Annotated in this window: 18 protein-coding genes and 1 pseudogene; 11 read left to right on the forward strand and 8 right to left on the reverse strand. The window is 71.0% G+C overall.

The features are described 5' to 3' along the window. Window positions 1–54 precede the first annotated feature (54 nt). The 7 genes from OM076_RS22005 to OM076_RS22035 are packed head-to-tail and all read left to right on the forward strand — an operon-like array spanning window position 55 to window position 9067. Complete coding sequence (locus OM076_RS22005) at window positions 55–276, forward strand: hypothetical protein (protein ID WP_270042221.1); 222 nt, start codon at window positions 55–57, stop codon at window positions 274–276. After that, window positions 276–2303 carry a hydantoinase/oxoprolinase family protein gene (locus OM076_RS22010; RefSeq protein ID WP_270042222.1) on the forward strand — a complete coding sequence of 676 codons (2028 nt, stop codon included), beginning with the start codon at window positions 276–278 and terminating at the stop codon, window positions 2301–2303. The genes OM076_RS22005 and OM076_RS22010 overlap by 1 nt, the downstream gene beginning before the upstream one ends. 1 nt (window position 2304) lies before the next feature. After that, window positions 2305–4269, forward strand: coding sequence for a hydantoinase B/oxoprolinase family protein (locus OM076_RS22015; RefSeq protein WP_270042223.1), 1965 nt, complete (start codon window positions 2305–2307; stop codon window positions 4267–4269). After that, on the forward strand, window positions 4266–4880 hold the full coding sequence (locus OM076_RS22020; RefSeq protein ID WP_270042224.1) for a TetR/AcrR family transcriptional regulator: 615 nt from the start codon (window positions 4266–4268) through the stop codon (window positions 4878–4880). Before OM076_RS22015 ends, OM076_RS22020 begins: the two co-directional genes overlap by 4 nt. Then, the gene (locus OM076_RS22025) at window positions 4877–6730 is read left to right on the forward strand and encodes a flavin-containing monooxygenase (protein WP_270042225.1); all 1854 of its coding nucleotides are present in this window, start codon (window positions 4877–4879) and stop codon (window positions 6728–6730) included. Before OM076_RS22020 ends, OM076_RS22025 begins: the two co-directional genes overlap by 4 nt. Then, a complete protein-coding gene (locus tag OM076_RS22030) occupies window positions 6727–7470 on the forward strand; it encodes an SDR family NAD(P)-dependent oxidoreductase (protein ID WP_270042226.1) in 744 nt (247 codons plus the stop codon). Before OM076_RS22025 ends, OM076_RS22030 begins: the two co-directional genes overlap by 4 nt. 4 nt (window positions 7471–7474) lie before the next feature. Next, window positions 7475–9067, forward strand: a complete 1593-nt coding sequence (locus tag OM076_RS22035; RefSeq protein WP_270042227.1) for an AMP-binding protein — start codon at window positions 7475–7477, stop codon at window positions 9065–9067. On the opposite strand, the gene OM076_RS22040 is transcribed toward OM076_RS22035, so the two are convergent. The 3 genes from OM076_RS22040 to OM076_RS22050 form a co-directional block, all read right to left on the reverse strand. Continuing rightward, window positions 9057–9926: an aminoglycoside phosphotransferase family protein gene (locus OM076_RS22040; protein WP_270042228.1), complete on the reverse strand. Its 870-nt coding sequence runs from the start codon at window positions 9924–9926 to the stop codon at window positions 9057–9059. The genes OM076_RS22035 and OM076_RS22040 overlap by 11 nt on opposite strands. Continuing rightward, on the reverse strand, window positions 9926–11176 hold the full coding sequence (locus OM076_RS22045) for an alpha/beta hydrolase (protein ID WP_270042229.1): 1251 nt from the start codon (window positions 11174–11176) through the stop codon (window positions 9926–9928). The genes OM076_RS22040 and OM076_RS22045 overlap by 1 nt, the downstream gene beginning before the upstream one ends. A gap of 86 nt (window positions 11177–11262) precedes the next feature. Next, on the reverse strand, window positions 11263–11829 hold the full coding sequence (locus OM076_RS22050) for a CGNR zinc finger domain-containing protein (protein WP_270042230.1): 567 nt from the start codon (window positions 11827–11829) through the stop codon (window positions 11263–11265). Between the two features lie 62 nt (window positions 11830–11891). Between OM076_RS22050 and OM076_RS46240 the strand changes: the two genes are divergently transcribed. Then, on the forward strand, window positions 11892–12566 hold the full coding sequence (locus tag OM076_RS46240) for a GNAT family N-acetyltransferase (RefSeq protein WP_270042231.1): 675 nt from the start codon (window positions 11892–11894) through the stop codon (window positions 12564–12566). Window positions 12567–12613: 47 nt separating this feature from the next. Then, window positions 12614–13078, forward strand: coding sequence for an Lrp/AsnC family transcriptional regulator (locus OM076_RS22060; protein WP_270042232.1), 465 nt, complete (start codon window positions 12614–12616; stop codon window positions 13076–13078). Here the strand turns inward: OM076_RS22060 and OM076_RS22065 are convergent. Together OM076_RS22065 and OM076_RS22070 are read right to left on the reverse strand one after the other, a co-directional pair. Beyond that, window positions 13065–14285: a hypothetical protein gene (locus tag OM076_RS22065; RefSeq protein ID WP_270042233.1), complete on the reverse strand. Its 1221-nt coding sequence runs from the start codon at window positions 14283–14285 to the stop codon at window positions 13065–13067. The genes OM076_RS22060 and OM076_RS22065 overlap by 14 nt on opposite strands. Then, window positions 14266–14826: an RNA polymerase sigma factor gene (locus tag OM076_RS22070; RefSeq protein WP_270042234.1), complete on the reverse strand. Its 561-nt coding sequence runs from the start codon at window positions 14824–14826 to the stop codon at window positions 14266–14268. Before OM076_RS22070 ends, OM076_RS22065 begins: the two co-directional genes overlap by 20 nt. Window positions 14827–14879: 53 nt before the next feature. Here OM076_RS22070 and OM076_RS22075 point away from each other — a divergent pair, with 53 nt between their 5' ends. Both OM076_RS22075 and OM076_RS22080 read left to right on the forward strand, forming a co-directional pair. Continuing rightward, complete coding sequence (locus OM076_RS22075) at window positions 14880–15842, forward strand: hypothetical protein (RefSeq protein WP_270042235.1); 963 nt, start codon at window positions 14880–14882, stop codon at window positions 15840–15842. A 127-nt stretch (window positions 15843–15969) separates the two neighbouring features. Next, window positions 15970–17124 carry an alanine--tRNA ligase-related protein gene (locus OM076_RS22080; protein WP_270042236.1) on the forward strand — a complete coding sequence of 385 codons (1155 nt, stop codon included), beginning with the start codon at window positions 15970–15972 and terminating at the stop codon, window positions 17122–17124. Here OM076_RS22080 and aqpZ read toward each other — a convergent pair. From aqpZ to OM076_RS46915, 3 genes and pseudogenes are all read right to left on the reverse strand, one after another. Then, window positions 17121–17870, reverse strand: a complete 750-nt coding sequence (gene aqpZ, locus OM076_RS22085; protein ID WP_270042237.1) for an aquaporin Z — start codon at window positions 17868–17870, stop codon at window positions 17121–17123. The two genes, OM076_RS22080 and aqpZ, sit on opposite strands and share 4 nt — an antisense overlap. An 81-nt stretch (window positions 17871–17951) precedes the next feature. Further along, the gene (locus tag OM076_RS22090) at window positions 17952–18101 is read right to left on the reverse strand and encodes a hypothetical protein (protein WP_270042238.1); all 150 of its coding nucleotides are present in this window, start codon (window positions 18099–18101) and stop codon (window positions 17952–17954) included. A 26-nt stretch (window positions 18102–18127) separates the two neighbouring features. Then, a pseudogene (locus OM076_RS46915) lies at window positions 18128–18517 on the reverse strand (isochorismatase family protein); the annotation flags it as partial. Window positions 18518–18529 lie beyond the last annotated feature (12 nt).

The following is an 18529-nucleotide window of genomic DNA, read 5'->3' on the forward strand; positions in this document are numbered from 1 at the left end:
ACGTGGTTGGTACAACATACCGACCGGTCGGAATGTTCACGGGAGGAGCGACTGATGCAGGTGTATCCGCGTCCGACGGAGAAGCGCGTCGACGTCCCTAGGGAGGACGTCGAGGGCGAGTGCCCAGAGTGCGGCGAGGCGTCGTTGCAGGCGTACCCGGTGCTCTCCGAAGGGGGCTGGTGGAACGTGACCAAGTGCCAGAGCTGCCTGTGCTCGGTCAAGCGTGAGCCCGGCCCGCTGCTCGGCGGGATCCAGCTGCTGATCGACGCCGTCTGATGCTCGGCGTCGACGTCGGCGGCACGTTCACGGACGTGGTCGCGGTCCGCGACGGGCGGATCATCACCACCAAGGTCCCAACCCAGCGGACCGACACCGAGCACTCGGTGCTGGAGGGCGCGAAGACCGTCGGCGTCGAGGGCGCGACCGTCTTCAACCACGCGTCCACGGTCGGCCTGAACGCGATCATCACCCGCAACCTGCCCAAGATCGCCTTCCTCACGACCGAGGGGCACCGCGACATCCTCGACGTGGGCCGGACATGGCGCCCGCTGGAGGCGCTGACCGACCCCGGCTGGCGCCGCTCGTTCGGCGACGCCGCGCGCCCGCTCGTCCCGCGCTACCTGCGGCGCGGCGTGAAGGAGCGCCTGCTGGCGACCGGGGACGTGTTGATCGAGCTCGACGAGGACCAGGCGCATCACCAGCTCGAGGTGCTCAAGCGCTGCAACGTCGAGGGCGTCTCGATCTGCCTGATCAACTCCTACGTCAACGCCGCCCACGAGGAGCGGCTGCGCGAGCTGACCCACGAGGTGCTCGGTGATGACATCGCGGTCAGCATCAGCGCCGAGGTGTCACCGCTGGCCAAGGAGTACCCGCGCGCGTCGACGACCGTCGTCGACGTCTTCATGAAGCTGATCTACAGCACGTACTCCGACCGACTGGACGCCGGCCTCACCGACCTCGGCTTCCCGGGCCAGCTCAACTTCGCCGACTGCGCCGCGCAACTCGTGGCGCGCGACCACGCGATGGCCGCGCCGTTCCGGGTCGTGTTCTCCGGCCCCGCCGCCGGCACGGTCAGCGCCGCCCACTTCGGCGACCGGATCGATGTCGCCAACCTGCTCTGCGCCGACGTCGGCGGGACGAGCTGTGACATCAGCATCGTCACCGACGGCCAGCCGACCGTCAACACGACCTTCGAGCTCGAGCACGACCTCGTCGTCAATGCCCTTTCGACCGAGATCTCGTCGCTGGGCGCCGGCGGCGGATCGATCGTGTCGATCAACCGGGCGGGCGAGATCCAGGTCGGCCCGGGCAGCGCGGGTGCCGATCCCGGGCCCGCCGCGTACGGCAAGGGCGGCACCGAGCCGACGATGAGCGACGCGTTCCTGCTCATCGGCATCCTCGATCCCGGCCGCTTCGCCGGCGGCAGCCTGAGCCTGGACAAGGCGCTCGCGCAGGGAGCCTTCGAGACGCTCGAATCGAGCCTCGACCTGGGCGAGCGCGTCGCCTACGCCTACCGCATGGGCCTGAACAACATCGCCGAGGGCATCGTCGACATCTCGATCGGCCACGGCGTCGACCCGCGCGACTACTCGCTGCTGGCCTTCGGCGCCGCCGGCCCGATGATGCTCCCCGCGCTGCTGGACGAGACGCGCGTGAAGAGCGTGATCGTCCCTCCGCATCCGGGGCTGTTCTCAGCGCTCGGCCTGCTGTCCTCCGACCTCGTCTACGCCGACAGCCGCAGCTCCTACCAGGTGCTCAGCGCCGACACCGCGAGCGCCGTCGACGACCTCTTCACGCAGATGGAGGACGGATTGCGCCAGGAGCTCGGCGAGGGCGTGCAGGGCGTCGAGTTCGGGCGCTCGATGGACGCCCGCCTCGTCGGCCAGACCTGGGAGACGCCGTTCATCGCCGTGCCGGGCGGCACGATCGACGAGGCCGCGATCGCGACGATGATCGAGAGCTTCCACGTCGCCTACCTGCAGCGCACCGGCAACCGCTTCGACGCGCTCCCGGTCCAGGGCGTGACCTACCGCGTGCAGGCCAGGGTGCCGATCGAGAAGGTCGCCTACCAGCCGATCGATCGCCGCAATGGCGGCGCGCCCCACGCGGGCCGCGAGATCACCTTGAAGTACATCTACGGCGCGGAGGTCAGCGCACGCGAGTACGACCGCGCGCTGCTGCAGTCCGGCGATGTCATCGAGGGCCCCGCGATCATCCGCGAGGAGCTCTCCACCACCCAGGTCTGCCCCGGCCAGCAGGCGACCGTGGGCCAGTACGGCGAGATCGTGATCGAGAGGATCTGACATGACCGCGACCGACCTCCTCTACGAGCAGCCGTCGAAGCTGATCCGCGACCTCAGCGACGCGGAGTTCGAGGAGCGCTACGACTGCGAGCGCTTCACGGCCAGCGTCCTCGGCAGCCGCTACCGCTACATCGTCCAGCACATGTGCACCGGCCTGCTGAACAACGCGTTCAGCGTGATCCTGCGCGACTGGTACGACTTCGCGGCGACGATCTCCGGCCCGCCCGAGCACGAGTACTCGATGCCCGCGCTCTCCAACAGCCTCGTGCTGTTCATCGGGACGATGACCGACGCGGTGCGCTCCGCCGTCGTCGAGTACGGCCCCGAGAACCTGCACGAGGGCGACATCCTGATGGTCAACGACCCGTACCGGATCGGCACCCACGTCAACGACGTGTGCTTCATCCGGCCGGTGTTCAAGGACGGCCGGATCGTCTCGTTCGTCAACCTCCAGGCGCACATGCTCGACATGGGCGGCGTCGTGCCGGGCGGGTTCGCCGGCACCAAGCAGAACGTCTTCGAGAACGGCCTGGTGATCGCGCCGCAGCTGCTCTACCGGGAAGATGTGCCGGTCAAGTCGGCCTGGAGCCTGATCTTCGACAACGCCCGCTTCGGCGGCCTGCTGCTGCCGGACATCAAGACGATCTGCGAGAACCTGCGCTTCGGCGAGCGCCAGCTGAAGGAGACGATCGACCGCTACGGCCTCGACGCCGTGCACGGCAGCATGCGGTACGCGTGTGACGTCTCCGCCGAGACGATGCGCGAGGCCGTGACCGAGCTGCTGCCCGACGGCGTCTACGAGGCCGAGGACATGTTCGACGCCGATGGCATCGACGACTCCGAGGGCGGCTACACGATCAAGGTCAAGATCACCAAGCGCGGGCACCGCGTCGAGGTCGATCTGAGCGGGTCGTCGCGGCAGGCGCCGACCACGATCAACGCCGGCTGGCTGGACACCAAGACCGCGGTCGGCGTCGCGTTCAAGATGCTCTTCGACCCGCGCTCGCCGTTCACGAGCGCCGCCTACCGGGACATCGACATCGTGCTCCCGGAGGCCAGCGTCGCCAACGCCTACCCGCCGGACGGGCCGATCTTCCTCTACTGGGAGAGCTCACAGACCCTGCTCAACGCGATCCTCCGCGCGCTGGACAAGCCGCTCGGGGATCGTGCGGTCGGCGGCGACTTCGGCTCCTTGAGCATCCACAACGCCCACGGCGCGCTCGACGACGGGACGCCGTGGCTCTCCGTGGCGCAGGTCGGCGGCGAGCACGGCCCGTGGGGCGCGACCCGCGACGGTGACGCCGACAGCTACCAGGTCTTCTACCTGGCCAACAACCTCGACCCCGCCACCGAGGCGATCGAGGCCGACATGCCCGCCGTGGTGCTGCGCAAGGAGTACGCGCCGGACACGAGCGGCGCCGGCTACAACCGCGGCGGCGCGGCCGTGCTCAAGGACACCATGTTCCTGCGCGACGCGCACCACTTCTCGATGCCACTGCACCTCAAGAAGCCCAGCGGCACCGGCGTCAACGGCGGCGAGTACGGGCCGACGGGCGGGACGTGGGTGATCGAGCCGTCGGCGTTCGACGTCTCCGAGCGCGGCGAGCTGCCGCTCACGGGCGCCGACTCGCCGAAGGACATCACGCCCGTGGCCGGCACGCTGGACCCCGAGACCAAGCTGCCGGACCCGGAGGGCGAGTACTTCTACTTCGCCCGCGTGCCGATGTGGGACACCAAGCCGCACACGATCTTCCGCTACCTGACCAACGGCGGCGGCGGCTTCGGGAATCCGCTCGAGCGCGAGCCTGAGCGGGTGATGACCGACGTGCGCGACGGCTACGTGACGATCGCGGGCGCGCTGCGCGACTACGGCGTCGTGGTCACCGGCGACCCCGAGAACGACCCGGAGGGCCTGGCGATCGACGCGCCGGCGACCGAGCGAGCGCGGGCTGAGCGCGCCGCATGACACAGGCACCGACTGCCGGGCGCCGCAGGGCGCGCGACCCCGAGGCGACCCGGCAGGCGCTGCTCGACGCCGCGACGGAGCTGTTCGGCACGGCCGGGTTCGATGCCACGTCGGTGCAGTCGATCGTCGACCGCGCGCAGGTCACGAAGGGCGGCTTCTACCACCACTTCGCCTCCAAGCAGGCGCTGCTGCACGAGATCCACGATCGCTTCATCGAGTTCCACCTGGAACAGATGCGCGAGCTGCTGGCCGAGCCCGATGTCCCCGCCGAGGAGCTGCTGCGCCGCCTGATCCGCGACATCCTCGTCGTCGGCGCCGTCCGCTGGCGCAATGACATCGAGATCTTCTATCAGGAGCGCCGTCAGCTCGCGGGCGAGCAGTACGCGGCGGTCCTGCGCAAGCGGCACGAGTTCGAGGGCTGCGTGATCGAGGTCGTCCAGCGTGGCATCGCGGAAGGCGTGCTCGCCGACCGCGGCGATCCCAAGGTCGTCGCGTTCGGGATCATCGGCATGACGATGTGGGCGTACCACTGGTTCGACCCGGCGCGGGGCGGCGAGCGCGAGGTGGGGGAGCTGTACGCCGGGATGGTGCTGGACGGGTTGCGGGCATGAACGTCTCCGAAGCGATCGCGAGCGCCAACATCCCCGCGCTGATCCCGACGCTGGCCATGCTCACCGGGGACGAGAAATGGCTCCAAGCGCCCTACGCGCCGGCACGCCAGAGGGGCCTGGACGACAACCACGACGGCGGTCTGCCGCCGGAGATCCAGGCGGAGATCCGCGCTGCGGCGGCCACGGCGATCGCGGACGGTACGGTGCGCCTGCCGGAGCCCTCGCACGAGCAGCTCGTGCGGATGCTGAGCGTGGCGATGGGCGAGCCGGTCCCGCCCGAGTACGGGCCGATGATCGCCCACGAGCTCGGCCTCGGTGACCCGCCGCCCGCGCCCGAGGCGGTGCCCGAGGGCTTCCGGGCGATCGTCGTCGGCGCCGGCATCAGCGGCCTGGCGACCTCGATCCGGCTGGCCGAGGCGGGCATTCCGCACACCGTGCTCGAGCGCAACGCGACCGTCGGCGGGACGTGGCTCGAGAACCACTACCCCGGCGCCGGCGTGGACACGCCGAGCGCGCTCTACTCCTTCTCGTTCGCGCAGCAGGACTGGTCGATGTACTTCGCCCTGCGCGACGAGCTGCACGGCTACCTGGAACGCCTGGCGGACGACTTCGGCGTGCGCGGGCGGATCCGCTTCGGCACCGAGGTGCTCGGCGCGGCCTACGACGAGGACGCGCAGCAGTGGGTGGTGCAGACCGACGCGGGCGAGACGCTGCGCGCGAACGTCCTGATCACCGCCGTCGGCGGCTTCAACAAGCCGAAGTGGCCGGCGCTGCCGCTCGCGGACTTCGAGGGTCCGGTGGTGCATACCGCGCGCTGGCCGGCGGGACTCGACCTGCAGGGCAAGCGGGTGGGCGTGATCGGCAACGGCGCGTCGGCCATGCAGCTCGTGCCCGCGGTCTGCGAGGCGGCCGCGCACGTCACGGTCTTCCAGCGCTCGCCGCAGTGGGCGGCGCCGTTCGACCAGTTCCACGAGGCGGTGCCGGAGGGCGAGCGCTGGCTGATGCGCAACGTGCCGCTCTACCGCGCCTGGTACCGGCTGCGCAGTGGCTGGACGTTCAACGACAAGGTCCATCCGGCGCTGCAGAAGGACCCGGAGTGGGAGCACCCGGACCGGTCGGTGAACAAGGTCAACGACGGGCACCGCGAGTTCTTCACCCGCTACATCGAGTCCCAGCTGGGCGACCGGCCGGACCTGATCGAGAAGGTGCTGCCGCGCTACCCACCCTTCGGCAAGCGGATCCTGCTCGACAACGGCTGGTACGCGGCGCTCAAGCGCGACGACGTCACGCTCATCACCGATCCGGTGACATCGCTCACCGCGGGCGCCGTGAACGGCGTAGAGCTGGACGTGCTGGTGTGCGCGACCGGCTTCGACGTCGTGCGCTTCCTCGCGCCGATGGAGATCCGCGGGCGCGGCGGCGCCGTGCTGCGCGAGGTGTGGGACGACGAGGACGCGCGGGCGTACCTCGGCACCACCGTTCCCGGCTTCCCGAACCTCCTGATGGTCTACGGGCCGAACACGCAGGCGGGGCACGGCGGGTCGCTGATCGGTTCCGCGGAGGCGCAGCTGCACTACATCCTCGACCTACTCGAGCGGATGCTGGCCGCGGGCGCCGGTGCCATCGAGGTCCGCCAGGACGTCTACGAGGCGTACAACCGGCGGGTCGACGAGGCCCACGAGCAGATGGTCTGGACGCACCCGGCGATGGAGACGTACTACCGCAACTCGCGCGGGCGGGTGGTCGTGACGACCCCGTTCCGCGTCGTGGACTACTGGCACATGACCCGCTCGGCGGATCTCGGCGACTACGTCGTCGAGCCGGCCGTGCGGGAGGAGGTCCGGTCATGAGTGGGCAGTTGGAGGGGCGCGCCGGGATCATCACCGGCGCCGCGGGTGGCATCGGCCGCTCGCTCGCGGGAGCGTTCGTCGAGGCGGGCGCGCAGGTCGCGGTCCTGGACGTCGACGCCGAGGGCGCGGCGCAGGCCGCACGCGAGCTCGGCGGACTCGGCTTCGGGGTCGACATCACCGACGCCGGCGCCGTCGAGGAGGCGGTGGCGCGGATCGCGTCCGAGTTCGGGCATCTGGACTTCCTCGTCAACAACGCCGGCATCCGCCACCAGGCGGCGTTCCTGGACCACGGCCTGGCGGAGTGGCGGCGCACGCTCGACGTCAACCTGACCGGCGGGTTCATCTGCTCGCAGGCCGTGATCCGGCGCATGAAGCCGGGCGGCCGCGTGGTCAACATCGCGTCGATCGCGGGTGTATTGGGGTTGAAGAACCGGATCGCCTACTCGACCACCAAGGCGGGCGTGATCGGGATGACCAAGGCGATGGCGTTCGAGCTGGGCGAGCGTGGCATCTGCGTCAACGCGATCGGGCCCGGTGTCATCGAGACGTCGCTGACGAAGGCCTACTTCGAGGACGAGGCGTTCGCGGAGCTGATCCGCTCCAACGTGCCGCTCGGGCGCTGGGGTCAGACGTCCGACCTGCACGGCGCCGCGGTGTTCCTCTGCGGGCCGGGCGCGGAGTACGTTTCGGGGCAGGTGCTGTGCGTCGACGGCGGCTGGGTCTCCGGCAAGGGGTACTAGGGCGATGATCGTGCGAGGAGAGAGCGGCGACCGCTATCCGTGGGAGCCGATCACGTTGGCGCAGCAGCTCGCGCGCACCGCGGAGGCGCATCCCGACCGCGACGCGCTGGTGTTCGAGGGGCGACGGCTCAGCTGGGCGCAGACGCAGACCGAGGTGAACCGCGTCGCGCGGGCCCTGCAGGCGGCGGGCGTCGAGCGCGGTGACCACGTCGCCGTGTGGGTACCGAACCACATCGAATGGATCCTGCTGTGGCTGGGCGCGAACTCGATCGGCGCCGTGATCGTGGCCATCAACACCCGCTACAAGACCGAGGAGGTCGCGTACATCCTGCGTCAGTCGGACGCGAAGCTGCTGGTGATGGTCGGCGCGTTCGCGGGCATCGACTATCTCGCGATGCTCGCCCGGCTGCGCAAGGAGGACCTGCCGGAGCTGCGCGACGTCCTCGTGATCTCCTCGCCCGAGTGGGACGCGTTCCTCGATGCACCGGAGGTCGAGATCGACGTCGACGCGATCGCCTACGACGACCCGAGCTTCATCGTCTACACGAGTGGCACCACCGGCTACCCGAAGGGCGCGGTGCACTCCAGCCGCGTGCTGCGCAACGAGTGCTCGATCGCTGAGGCGATGGACATCGACGCCTCCAGCCGCGTCATGAACCACATGCCGTTCTTCCACATCGCCGGGGCGTGCACGGGCGTGCTCCCGCCGCTGATCACCGGCGGCGCGATGATCCTGATGGAGCGCTGGGACCCCGCGCACGCCTTCGAGCTGATCGAGCGCGAGCGGGTGACGGTGCTGAGCGGCATCCCGACCCACTTCATCGACCTCCTCAACCACGACGCGCTCGAGACGGCCGACGTCAGCACGTTGAAGACCGGCTGGATCGGCGGCGCGAACAACCCGCCCGAGGTGATCGCGGCGATCGTCTCCTCGCTCGGGATGAAGGGCATCCTGCCGGTCTATGGCATGACCGAGACGACCTCGATCACGACGATCCCGAAGCTCGACGACCCGCCGGCGCTGATCGCCTCGGGCAAGGGCTTCCCGGTGAGCGACTTCGAGCTCAAGGTCGTCGACACCGTCAGCGGGGCGGAGCTGGACGCGGGCGCCGAGGGCGAGGTCTGCGTACGCGGCCACCTCGTGATGCAGGGCTACTACGAGAACCCCGAGGCGACCGCGGAGGTCATCGACGACGACTGCTGGTTCCACACCGGCGACCTCGGTGTCATCGATCCGAACGGCTACCTCGCGATCACCGGCCGCAAGTCCGACATGTTCATCGTCGGCGGCTCCAACGCCTACCCGGCCGAGATCGAGCGGGCGCTGAGTGAGCACCCGGCGATCAAGCAGGCCTACGTCGTCGGCGTGCCCGATCCCCGCCTCGGCGAAGTCGGCTTCGCCTATGTCGAGTTGCGCCGCGACGCGGACCTCGACCACGCCGGTGTCATCGCGTTCTGCAAGGGCCGGCTGGCCGACTTCAAGGTCCCGCGCCACGTCGAGTTCGTGACCGAGTGGCCACTGACGGCGACCGGCAAGATCCAGCGCTTCCTGCTGCGCGAGCGGGCGGAGGAGGCGAGGACCGAAGTCAGTCGCTGAGGAGCTGCTGGATCGTGCGGACGGCCATCGCGGTGAACGCGGAGTTGCTCTCGCGGTAGTACGGGACGATCATCGCGGCCTGGTGTAGCGCGATGCCACGCGCTCGCTCCCACGTACCGTCACCGACCTTCAAACCGGCGCGGTAACGCGTTCGCGCGGCCGGTCCGAACACGCTCCACGCGGGGATGACGTCGGTCGCCGGGTCGCCGACGCCCGCTCCGCCGAAGTCGATCGCGGCGGCAAGCCCGCCGTCGCGCACCAGGAGATTGGGCGGCAGAAGGTCGCCGTGGATCCATACGGGCGTCCCGTCCCAGACCGGCGCCTCGAGCGCGCGCTCCCAGGCGGCCGTGGCGGCGGTTGCGTCGACGTCACGAGCGGCCGCGGCGATGGCGTCGCGGGTCATCGCGTCGAGTTCACGAAGCGGGCGGCGCCCGCCGCGCGGAGCCCCGGAGACGGGCTCGATCCGGCGCAACGCCGCCACGAAGTCGGCCAGCGCGTCGGCGACAGCGCACGGGTCGTCGACGAGCGCCTCGGCGTAGGGGTCGCCGTCGATCCACGCATAGATCGCCCAGGAGAACGGGTACGCGTCCCCGGCCCGCCCCTGCCACACCGGCGTCGGAACCGCCAGCGGGAGGAGCGGCGCCAGTCGCGGCAGCCACTCCCACTCGCGCTCCAGGTCGGCCGCCCACTTCGCCACCCGCGGCAGCCGCGCGTAGAGATCGTCGCCGAGGCGATAGATGGCGTTGACGGTCCCGGTGGACCGGACGGCCTGAACCGGCCGGTCCGCGAGGGCGGGGAACTGCGCGGCCACCAACCGGGTCACCAGCGCTGTGTCGATCTCGACCTCGCCCTCGTGCATCACCCCAGGTTGGCAGCGAAGAACGCCGTCACGCGCTGCTCGTATTGGCGCGGGGCCGCGTGCAGCCCGCCGGTGTGGCCGGCCTGCGGGAGGTTCCAGTGCTCGACGTCGCGGTCGCCGGCCACCGCGTCGTAGTGGACGTTGAAGTCGTACTCCACGTCGCGCCCGCCCGACACGAGCAGCAGCGGCGCATGGCCGTGGCGGACCATCTCCTCCAGCGGCGGCCCGGACTTCGCGCCCGACGTCAGCCGGACGGTCGCGAACTCGGCGGCCAGGAACGGGGTGAAGCCGGTGATGCCCTGCAGGCGGCGCCAGTCCTCGAACGAGCCGGCGGCGGTGCCGTCGCCGACGACCGCCCGCAGGTCGTCGTGCTGGCCGGCGGCCTCGACGAGGACGTCGGCGCCGGTCGAGAGGCCCAGCCCGCCGATCCGGCGCGGGTCGACCTCCGGGCGGGTCTTCAGGAACGCGACGGCGCCGGTGACGTCATGACCCCAGCCCCACCCGAACGAGTTCTGCGTGCCCTCGCTGCGCCCGCGGCCACGGGCGTCGTAGAGCAGGACGCCGTAGCCGTGCCGGGCGAGCATGCGGGCGTGGGCGACCGCGCCGGTACGGTCGCCACCGCCGCCGTGGAGCACGATCACCGTCGCGCCGTTGCGGGTCGGCCGGTACCAGCCGGAGAGCTTGACGCCGTCGTCGGCCTTGAACGCGACCTCGCGATAGTCGCCGCTGGGGGCGGCCCCGATGGGCGTCCGGAACTTGTGCGTCTCGGTCAGGGCCACGCCCATCATCACGATCATCAGCAGTCCCACCAGCGTGGCCGGAACCGCGAGCACCCGGTACGCCCAGCGGCGCCGCGTGCTCGTTGCGCCCGCGCCGCGGTGCCGGAACGGGATGTAGGCCGCGAGCAGGACCAGCGCGCCGCCGGCGACCGCCGCCAGCACGCCGGTCAGATCGCTCGCCGCCATGCTCTCGGCGCCGAGGTGCTTGATGTGCAGCGCCCCGTTGACGAGCGCCAGCGAGCCGAAGAGGAGCGCGAACGCGGCGCGGGCGCTGGGGCGCACGCGCGGGAAGAGGGACACGGCACCCACCGCGCCGAGCAGCGCCACGAGGGCGCCGAGCGCGTGCTGCATGAAGCCGACGCCCGGCTGGCGCCCGAGGAAGGCGTCGTCGAGCGCGTGCAGCAGCGCGACTCCGGTGGCGGCGGTGAAGACGACGGTCTCTGGAGTCCGGCGTGCGAGCTTGGCGGGCATTCCGTACACCGTGCCGAGCGCCCGTCGTCGCGCCGAGGGAGGCTCCCGGTGTCTCGGCGGCTCGAATCGCCCCGGCGGGGGTGCGGTTAGCCCCGCGCCCGCCGAGCGCGAGAGGCGCGCAGGTTCATGACATTGCCGCACGTCTTGGTGTCATGCCACACGCGGCTCCCGTTGCGGGTGCGGTCGTAGAACGCCGCGCCGCACACGGGGTTCTCGCAGGTCTTGATCCGCTCCCACGCGCCGGCGTGCTGGGCGAGAAGAAGCTCGACGTGGACCAGTCCGGAGACGCTGCGCCAGCCCTCCCCGGTCGGACGGTAGGTGACCTCGCCGCCGGTCAGCTCGAGCTCGATCCGCTGCGACGGCACCGCCGGCACCGCGCGCTGGAGCAGGATCGCGCGGACGGCTTCGCGCAGGGCGCGCAGGCGGGGGAGATCGCTCGCGGTGAGCGTGACGGTGGGCGCGGCGCGCCGCGTCGACTCCGCCCAGATCAGCAGCGCCGCGTCGAGCCAGCCCTGGGCGCTCTCGACGCTCGCCAGGAGGTCGGGGACGCGGCTGTGCGGGTCCAGCAGCGCGGTGTTGATCAGCTCCTGGACCAGGGAGAGCCCGGCGGGGGCGAGGTCGAGGCCGAAGCGTGCGCTGCTGCCTTGAGGCATGACCCAAGAGTAGTGACAGAAGCTAATTGACTTAGCCACTGTCATGTCGTAACGTGAAGCCTGTGCTCCCCCTCGACAACCCGATCTACTCCGCCCTCGCCACCGACCAGGCTCCATTCGCGCTCACCAACGGACTCGCACGCCGGTTCCCACTCGAGGTCTCCCCGCTCGCCGGACTGCGCGACGGTTCCCCGGAGGCGTTCGCCGACCTGCGCGAGCTCGCCGAGCCCGGCGACCGCTTCGGCCTGTTCACCATCGCCGAACTGGAGGTCCCCGACGACTGGGAGCTCGTCGGCGAACGGTGGATCGACCAGATGGTGCTCGAGACGCCGGTCGAGCCCGTCGAAGGCCCGCCGCTCGTCGAGCTCGGCGAGGCCGACGTCCCCGCGATGCTGGCGCTCACCGCCGCCACGCAGCCGGGCCCGTTCGGGGCGCGCACGTTCGAGCTCGGCCGCTACCTCGGCATCCGCGACGGCGAGCGCCTCGTGGCGATGGCGGGCGAGCGCATCCGCCCCGAGGGGGCGATCGAGATCAGCGCCGTCTGCACCGATCCCGACTACCTCGGCCGCGGCTACGCCAAGACGCTGATGACGACCCTGGCTGCGGGGATCTTCGCCGCCGGGCGCCAGCCGATCCTGCACGTCAAGACCGAGAACGGCGCGAAGCACCTCTACGAGAAGCTCGGGTTCCGCGTGCGCCGTCCGGCCCGGCTGACCCAGATCAGGCGACCGCGCTGAGCGACCCTTCGAAGCCGACACATCCGGTGCGCAATGATTCGCAACGGATGGCGGTGCTGGACGAGATTGATTGCACGATCCTCGCGGAACTGCAGGAGCGCGGCGACATCCCGAACCTCGAGTTGGCCCGCCTCACCGGCCTCTCGCCCGCTGCGACGTCGCGCCGTGTCGCCCGGCTGCGCTTCGAGGGCGTCATCGAAGCGGTGCGCGCGGTGGTCGTGCCGGAGGAGGTCGGCCTGCCGATCGAGGCGTTCGTCCTCGTCACGCTCGCCGGGCACGCTCCGGACGCCGAGATCCGCTTCGCCCGCGAGGTCGCCACGATGCCCGCCGTCCTGCGCGCGGACGGCGTTGCTGGCGCCGAGGACGCGCTGCTGCAGGTCGCGGTCGCCACGCCTGGAGACCTCCAGCGCCTGCTGCTCGCGCTCAAGCGGGCGGGCGCCGCGCAGCTCACCACGATGCTTCGCCTGCAGACGATCAAGCCCGCCGCGCCGCTGGCCGTCAGGGCTTCGTGACCGTCACGCGGTCGACGATCTTGCCCGGGTAGCGCAGGCCGGAGCTCCCCGGGCGCGGGTACGGCCGCCGGCTGCGGTAGCTGACGACCACCCGATAGCGGCCGTTGCACCCGGAGCCCACGGCGATGTCCTTGACGACCGTCTCGCCGACGGCGACGTTGTGCTCGACGTCGGTGCCCACCGCGGTGGAGGTGTCGCAGTGCGGGAGGCGGACGAGGACGTTGTAGGCGGCGTTGGCGCCCGTGACGGCGACTGGCGCGCGGAAGCGGATCCGGAGGGCGTGGGCGCCGATGAAGCGCGCGTGCACGCTCGCCCTGACGTCGACGTTCCCAGGCTTTGGGATCGGGACGAAGCCCGGCGGGTCGCCGCACGAGCCGCGCGGGTCGGTCGTCGTCGTGACGCGGCAGGTCCGCGCGCCGTAGTCGACCCGGGTGAGCTTCGGGGAGCTCGGCGTGAGCGCCGCGCGCGAGTCGTCGACGATCATGATCGCGCCGCCGTGGACGGTCTTCACCTGCGGCGCCCTGCCCTTGCCGACGAGCAGGTAGCCGCGGTCGGGCCCGAGCAGGTCGACCTTCGCCCCGCCGCGTGCGGTCAGCGCCGTGGCGCTCGCCCCGAGCAGACCGAGGTCCACCGAGCGCAGCTCGGCCGTGCGGCAGGCCGACAGTCCCGAACGCGCGGTCAGCGGCGTGGTCGAGCAGTTCAACGGGTCGGCGCCCGCCGGGAGCGCGGTGTAGTGCAGGGCCAGGAAGCCGTGACCCGCGCCGTCGTCGGCCACGCACTGGGTCGGGTTGGTCACGACGCCCGGCCGCAGCTCGTGGAACATCCGGTCGCGGCCGACGAAGCCCAGCTTGCCGTCCTGCACCCGCCCGACCTGCAGACACGTGTAGCCGCGGGTGGTGGCGAAGCTGCGCAGCCCCCACGGGAGGCCGCCGACGGGGTCCTTGACCGAGTCGGTGAGCATCCGCACCGAGCCGTCCACCGGTGTCCCGTATCCCTTGCCGGGCGCGGGCTTGCCGAGCCGGTAGGCGACGGGCGAGCCGGTGGGGAGCAGCGAGGTCACCGCGAACGCCGCCCCGCCGGCCGTGAAGGTCGCCAGCACGGCCGCGAGGAAGAGGAACCGCCGGGACCGGCGCGGCGGTGTCGCGAGCTGCCGGCGGGCGGCCTCCTCGAGGCGGCGCTCGAGGACGTCAAGCGGATGATCGGCCATCGGCACAGTCCTTCGGGGTCATTTGGCTTCGCAGCGTGCGCAGGCCGCGGCTCACGCGCTGGCGGACGACGCTCTCCGAGCAGCCGAGCCGCCCCGCGATCGCGTCGTAGCCGTCGTCGTCGAGGTGGTGGGCGGTGATCGCTTCGCGCTGGTCGGCGGGCAGCGCTTCGAGGGCGTCCAGCGCCGGCGTCTCGGCCTCCAGCAGCTCGATCGCCTCGTCGTCGAGCACGATCGGCTCCATGGCCAGCGCCCGGCGCGCCCGGTCCTCGACCGCGCCGCGGCGGATCGCATCGCGGAGCAGATTGTGGGCGATGCCATAGAGCCACGACGCCGCGGGGGTGGGCTTCGGCTCGAAGCGCGGGACCGAACGCAGCGCGACCGCGAACGTCTCGGCGGTGAGGTCGAACGCCGCCTCGGTGTCGAACACGCGCCGCCGGAAGTAGGCGAGCACCCCGTGGGCGTGGCGCCGGTAGAACACGGCGAACGCCGCGGCGTCGGTGCGCGCCAGCACCAGCAGATCGCGGTCGTCGAGCAGCTCCATCCACCTCGTGTATGGCAGGAATGTGACGGCTGTGACCGAGTACCGTCCGCGGTGTGCGTCAGGCCGTTCTCGCGCTCGTAGGGCTGCTGGTGTTCCCGGCGCTGGCGCGCGCGGACTACACCGTCGCGACGGTGCAGCGGGCGACGCCCGTGTCGGCGTACGCGGGACACGTCGTGTGGAGCCAGTTCGAGGGCGGGGCGTTTCACCTCTACGAGGCGCACGCGAGCCCCGCCAGGCTGGTCACGAACGCGCTGCCGGTCCCGCCGCGCGCGGTGCCATTCGACGCCGACATCGGCCCGGGCGCCGATGGCACACCCACCGTCGTCTACTCGCGCTGCTCTCGGGAGCCGCGGGCCGGCGCCGACGGGCTGCCGGTGTGGGCCACCGGGCGCGGGTGTGACGTCTACGCGTTCGCGCTCGGAGCGGCCGCCGAGGCGCGTGTCCCCGGTGTCAGCACGGGCGGCGCCTCCGAGTTCCTGCCGACCATCTGGCGCGACCACGTCGGGTTCGCCCGCGTCTACGTGGGGCGCAACCGCCTGCCGTACGTCTACGTTCGCGGCGACGGTCCATCCGAGCGCCAGCCGGGCGGGATGCGGGGCGACACCGGCCTGCCCGGGCCGACCTCGCTCGACCTCGCCGGCGTCCGGCTCGGGCTCACCTGGGGCGCGACCGTCAACGGCGACTTCCGCTCCGACGCCCGGCTCGACACGACCACGGGCGGTCACACGCTGCTCGAGTTCACCACCGGGCAGGGCGTGGGCAACCGCGTCGTCAGCGCGTTCGTCTTCTCCGGGCGGGTGTGGTGGGTGCACGAGACGACGAGCGGCCCGCAGCACGTCTATCGCCGCTGGCGGATCAGCACCGAGAAGCTCGAGCAGGCGGAGATCCCCGCGACGCGGCAACGGACGCTCGCGATCGCGCCGCAGTCGGTCTCGAGCGTCTACTGGTCGAAGTGCGGCGACGCGGGCTGTCTCATCGGTGGCGACGGCTTCGCGAATTTCGTGGCTACGCTGTAAAGCGATGAGCTCGACGACCCCCATCCGCATCCTGGGTGTCGTCGCCTGCCTCGCGCGAGCGCTTTAGCCGCGGGCCCTTCCCGCCCGCGGCTCACCAGCCCTCGCAACTTCTAGGCAAGGCAGGACCATGCTCACGTCTGACGACATCCGGCGTTCCTACGTCGATTTCTACACCTCCCGTGGCCACACGGAGATCCCCGGCTCGACGCTGATCGGGGACTCGACCGTGCTGTTCACCAGTGCCGGGATGCAGCCGCTCGTCCCGTACTTCTCCGGCGCGCCGCACCCGTCCGGGCGGCGGCTGGTCAACGTCCAGCGCTGCCTGCGCACCGTCGACATCGACGAGGTCGGCGACGACAGCCACCTCACGTGCTTCGAGATGCTCGGCAACTGGTCGCTGGGCGACTACTACAAGCACGAGTCGCTCAGCTGGACCCTCGAGTGGCTGCTGTCGGTGGGGGTGCCGTTCGAGCGCCTCGGCGTGACCGTCTTCTCCGAGGACGCGTACGCGCGTTCAATCTGGCGGCGCTTGGGGGTGCCGGACGAGCGAGTGCGGGTGCTCGGGCGCGAGGACAACTGGTGGGGTCCGCCCGGGCCGCACGGTCCCTGCGGGCCCGACTCCGAGCTCTTCTACGTCCGCGACGACGGCGAGTGGGTCGAGCTCGGCAACAACGTCTTCGTCACCCACGAGCAGTTGCCGGACGGCTCACTGCGGGCGCTGCCCCAGCACAACGTCGACGTCGGCCTGGGGTTGGAGCGCATCCTCTGCGTGCTGCAGGGGGTGACGTCGGTCTATGACACCGACCTGTTCACCGGCGTGCGCTCGGTCGTGCGTTCGCTGGCGCGCGTGTCCGACGAGCGCGCGGAGCGGATCGTCTGCGACCACGTCCGCTCAGCGGTCATGCTCGTGGGCGACGGCGTGCGGCCGTCCAACACCGAGCGCGGCTACGTGCTGCGGCGGCTGCTCCGGCGTGCGATCCGCCAGGGCCGCGTGCTCGGCATCGAAGGCCCGTTCCTGCGCTCGGTGGGTCGCGGCGTGCTCGACGAGCCGGCGGTGCTCGAGGTGCTCGAGCAGGAGGAGCGGCGCTTCGCGGGCACTTTGCGGCGCGGCCTGCGCGAGATCTCGCGGCTCTCAGTGGTCGACGGCGGCGAGTTGTATCGCCTCTTCGAGACCTACGGGCTCCCGCCCGAGCTGACGCTCGAGGAGCTCGGGGTGCCCGCGCCCGGCTGGGAGGAGGAGTTCAGCCGGGCGCGGGACGAGCATCGTGCTCGTAGTCGTTAGGCCATCTGCTTGAAGCGCGGGGCGTCGGAGGCGACCGCGGATTCCTCCGCGCTCACGGCGCTGGCGTCCTTGAACAGGGCCATATGGATGCCGGCGCCGATCACCGCGCCCACCACGGGCGCGACGATGAACAGCCACAGCTGCGACAGCGCCCACCCGCCGACGAAGATCGCCGGGCCGATGCTGCGTGCCGGGTTGACCGACAGGTTGGTGATCGGGATGCCGACGAGGTGGATCAGCGTCAGCACGAGGCCGATCGGGATGCCGGCGAACGCGACGTTGGCCAGCTTGTCGGTCGCCGAGAGGACGGTGAAGATCAGGAAGGCCGTGAGGATCGTCTCGGCCAGGAACGCGCCGCCGAGCGAGTAGCCGCCGGGGGAGTGATTGCCGTAGCCGTTGGCGCCGAGGCCCATCACGCCGGCGTCGTAGCCGCCCTTGCGCGAGTTGGCGATGATCAGCAGCACGCCCGCGGCGACGATCGCGCCGAGCACCTGGGCGATCCAGTAGCGGACGGCCTCGCTGATCTCGATCTTCCTGGACACGAGCAGGCCCACCGTGACCGCCGGGTTGATGTGGCAGCCGGAGATCGGGCCGATCGCGTAGGCCATCGCCAGCAGCGAGAGGCCGAAGGCGAACGCCACGCCCAGGTTGCCGATCTTGTCGCCGGCGATGACCGCCGCTCCGACACCGCCCAAGACCAGGACGAACGTTCCGAAAAACTCCGCACCTGCACGCCGCAATGGCATTGCAACTCCCCTTGGTTGCCCGACTCTGCCTGAGAAGCCTCCCACGCCGCGGGGCCTATGTAAATGCAAGCAACAAATGCGTCACAGGCGGAACGGGGCCGGGCCGAGCACCCCGGAGCTGAGCATCGCGGTGCTGTTCTCGACGGTCCGCATCCACTCGTAGGCCAGTGCTTTGGCGTGGGTGAGGCGGGCGCCGGCGTCGCGCAGGCGGGTGAGTCCGCGGGCGTGCATCTCGCCGGGGGAAACGTCGCGTCCTCCACGACGATCACGGTCAGGCCCTCATCGAGAAGTCCGACCGCGGACTGGTAGACGCAGATGTCGGTCTCGAAGCCGAGCAGGACGGCCGTCTGGCGGTGGGGGTGTTTGACGGCCTCGAGGATCTCCGGGGTGCCGGCGAGGCCGAACGTCGGCTTGATGTGGGCGGGTTCGACGGCGAGGCGCGCGTCCGTGGGGCCGTTGTGCTCCGGCTCCTCCTCGGTGACCACGACCGGGACTTCCAGGCGCGTTGCCAGTGCGACCAGCCAGGCCATCCGATCCAGCGCCTGGCTCGCGTCGGCCTTGTCGCGGTCCGGCAGATCGGGCGGGTGAAAGCCGGGCTGCGCGTCGATCACGATCACGACGCAATCTTCGTGGGCGGTCAGGGGCATGGGAGAATGATG

The organism is Solirubrobacter ginsenosidimutans, from assembly GCF_027587205.1.

Bases quoted from the DNA above. Each gene is read 5' to 3' on its own strand.
- OM076_RS22005 (WP_270042221.1), top strand. From the start codon at position 55: ATGCAGGTGTATCCGCGTCCGACGGAGAAGCGCGTCGACGTCCCTAGG.
- OM076_RS22010 (WP_270042222.1), top strand. From the start codon at position 276: ATGCTCGGCGTCGACGTCGGCGGCACGTTCACGGACGTGGTCGCGGTC.
- OM076_RS22015 (WP_270042223.1), top strand. From the start codon at position 2,305: ATGACCGCGACCGACCTCCTCTACGAGCAGCCGTCGAAGCTGATCCGC.
- OM076_RS22020 (WP_270042224.1), top strand. From the start codon at position 4,266: ATGACACAGGCACCGACTGCCGGGCGCCGCAGGGCGCGCGACCCCGAG.
- OM076_RS22025 (WP_270042225.1), top strand. From the start codon at position 4,877: ATGAACGTCTCCGAAGCGATCGCGAGCGCCAACATCCCCGCGCTGATC.
- OM076_RS22030 (WP_270042226.1), top strand. From the start codon at position 6,727: ATGAGTGGGCAGTTGGAGGGGCGCGCCGGGATCATCACCGGCGCCGCG.
- OM076_RS22035 (WP_270042227.1), top strand. From the start codon at position 7,475: ATGATCGTGCGAGGAGAGAGCGGCGACCGCTATCCGTGGGAGCCGATC.
- OM076_RS22040 (WP_270042228.1), bottom strand. From the start codon at position 9,926: ATGCACGAGGGCGAGGTCGAGATCGACACAGCGCTGGTGACCCGGTTG.
- OM076_RS22045 (WP_270042229.1), bottom strand. From the start codon at position 11,176: ATGCCCGCCAAGCTCGCACGCCGGACTCCAGAGACCGTCGTCTTCACC.
- OM076_RS22050 (WP_270042230.1), bottom strand. From the start codon at position 11,829: ATGCCTCAAGGCAGCAGCGCACGCTTCGGCCTCGACCTCGCCCCCGCC.
- OM076_RS22060 (WP_270042232.1), top strand. From the start codon at position 12,614: ATGGCGGTGCTGGACGAGATTGATTGCACGATCCTCGCGGAACTGCAG.
- OM076_RS22065 (WP_270042233.1), bottom strand. From the start codon at position 14,285: ATGGCCGATCATCCGCTTGACGTCCTCGAGCGCCGCCTCGAGGAGGCC.
- OM076_RS22070 (WP_270042234.1), bottom strand. From the start codon at position 14,826: ATGGAGCTGCTCGACGACCGCGATCTGCTGGTGCTGGCGCGCACCGAC.
- OM076_RS22080 (WP_270042236.1), top strand. From the start codon at position 15,970: ATGCTCACGTCTGACGACATCCGGCGTTCCTACGTCGATTTCTACACC.
- aqpZ (WP_270042237.1), bottom strand. From the start codon at position 17,870: ATGCCATTGCGGCGTGCAGGTGCGGAGTTTTTCGGAACGTTCGTCCTG.
- OM076_RS22090 (WP_270042238.1), bottom strand. From the start codon at position 18,101: ATGCACGCCCGCGGACTCACCCGCCTGCGCGACGCCGGCGCCCGCCTC.